This window comes from Hallella sp. (assembly GCF_037460745.1).
Classification (GTDB): Bacteria; Bacteroidota; Bacteroidia; order Bacteroidales; family Bacteroidaceae; genus Prevotella; species Prevotella faecis.
Genome location: NZ_JAXVAE010000003.1, coordinates 1 through 1,473 on the forward strand (window position 1 = coordinate 1; position 1,473 = coordinate 1,473).

General features: G+C 46.4%; 3 protein-coding genes. All 3 read left to right on the forward strand.

The window, feature by feature from the left end:
• Positions 1 to 329 (forward strand): 30S ribosomal protein S13 (gene rpsM, locus WKK33_RS00020; RefSeq protein WP_288083886.1); only part of this gene is annotated, 329 nt, incomplete at its 5' end.
• A 94-nt stretch (positions 330 to 423) separates the two neighbouring features.
• Positions 424 to 813, forward strand: coding sequence for a 30S ribosomal protein S11 (gene rpsK, locus WKK33_RS00025; RefSeq protein ID WP_215760063.1), 390 nt, complete (start codon positions 424 to 426; stop codon positions 811 to 813).
• 39 nt (positions 814 to 852) lie between these two features.
• Positions 853 to 1,458 (forward strand): 30S ribosomal protein S4, encoded by a 606-nt coding sequence (rpsD, locus tag WKK33_RS00030; RefSeq protein ID WP_215760064.1) that lies wholly within the window; start codon positions 853 to 855, stop codon positions 1,456 to 1,458.
• The last annotated feature ends 15 nt before the right edge of the window (positions 1,459 to 1,473 follow it).

The window sequence follows — 1,473 nt, forward strand, 5'->3', positions numbered from 1 at the left end:
TCGCATTGACTTATATCTATGGTATAGGTCGAAGTAGTTCAGCAAAGATATTGGATAAAGCCGGCGTAAGCCGTGACCTGAAGGTCAGCGAGTGGACTGACGACCAGGCTGCTAAGATCCGTGAGATTATCGGCGCTGAATTCAAAGTGGAGGGTGACCTCCGTTCAGAGATCCAGTTGAACATTAAGCGTCTGATGGATATTGGCTGCTATCGTGGTGTCCGTCATCGTAATGGTCTTCCTGTTCGCGGTCAGAGCACTAAGAATAACGCCCGTACACGTAAGGGTAAGAAGAAGACTGTTGCTAACAAGAAGAAGGCTACTAAGTAAAATTAGTTGAGAGTTGTAAGTTGTTGGTTTTTAATGGGATGATTTATTCCTTCTAACCACACACATTCAACTTCAAACTTAAAGCTAAAAGAAAATGGCAAAGACAAAAGCAACATCTAAGAAGAGAAATGTAAGGGTTGAAGCTGTTGGTCAGCTTCATGTCCATAGCTCATTCAATAATATCATTGTATCTCTTGCTAACAACGAGGGTCAGGTCATCTCTTGGTCTTCAGCTGGTAAGATGGGTTTCCGCGGTTCCAAGAAGAACACTCCTTATGCTGCCCAGATGGCTGCTGAGGATTGTGCAAAGGTCGCTTATGATCTTGGTCTGCGTAAGGTTAAGGCTTACGTGAAGGGTCCTGGAAACGGTCGCGAGAGCGCTATTCGCGCCATTCATGGTGCAGGTATTGAGGTCATCGAGATCGTCGATGTGACACCGTTGCCACACAACGGCTGCCGTCCTCCCAAGCGTCGTCGTGTATAATAGGTTAACAAGATACAATTGATTTAAAGCATTTACATTATGGCAAGATATATAGGTCCTAAATCTCGAATTTCACGCCGTTTCGGAGAGGCCATCTTCGGTCCTGACAAGGTATTGGCAAAGCGCAATTTCCCTCCAGGACAGCATGGTAATGACCGTCGCCGCAAGCAGTCGGAGTATGGTTCTCAGTTGGCTGAGAAGCAAAAGGCTAAGTACACCTATGGTGTGCTGGAGCGTCAGTTCCGCAACCTGTTTGAGAAGGCTGCAAAGAGCGAGGGTATCACCGGTGAGGTTCTCCTTCAGCTTCTCGAGAGCCGTTTGGACAACGTTGTTTTCCGTTTGGGTATTGCTCCTACTCGTGCTGCCGCTCGTCAGCTCGTAGGTCATAAGCATATCACAGTTGATGGAAAGGTACTCAACATTGCTTCTTATTCTGTTAAGCCTGGTCAGGTTATTGCTGTTCGTGAGAAGTCTAAGTCTCTCGAGGTAATTGAGGCTGCTTTGGCAGGTTTCAATCACAGCAAGTATCCTTGGCTCGAGTGGGATGACAATACAAAGAGCGGTAAGTTCCTGCACCGTCCGGAGCGTGCCGATATTCCCGAGACCATTAAGGAGCAGTTAATCGTTGAGTTGTACTCTAAATAATCATTAAATTAATGG